Here is a 286-nt window from a genome sequence, read left to right on the forward strand (position 1 = left end):
AAAGGCGATTTCCCCCACTACGCTTATCACGGCTATTACACTCAGGACTGGACCACGCTCGATGCGAATATGGGTAATGAAGCTGACCTGCGTGCCCTGGTTGACGGTGCGCACCAGCGCGGCATTCGTATCCTGTTCGATGTCGTCATGAATCATACCGGCTACGCCACGCTGGCGGATATGCAGGAGTATCAGTTTGGGGCGCTGTACTTGTCGGGCGATGAACTGAAAAACACGCTCGGTGAACGCTGGACGGACTGGAAGCCAGCCGCCGGGCAAAGCTGGC

Annotated in this window: 1 protein-coding gene; it reads left to right on the forward strand. The window is 57.3% G+C overall.

The window, feature by feature from the left end:
• Positions 1 to 286 (forward strand): alpha-amylase family glycosyl hydrolase (locus tag OOJ60_RS24635; protein WP_268077821.1); only part of this gene is annotated, 286 nt, incomplete at both ends.

The sequence above is a fragment of the Citrobacter sp. R4 genome, from assembly GCF_026719175.1.
Taxonomy (GTDB): Bacteria; Pseudomonadota; Gammaproteobacteria; order Enterobacterales; family Enterobacteriaceae; genus Citrobacter_A; species Citrobacter_A sedlakii.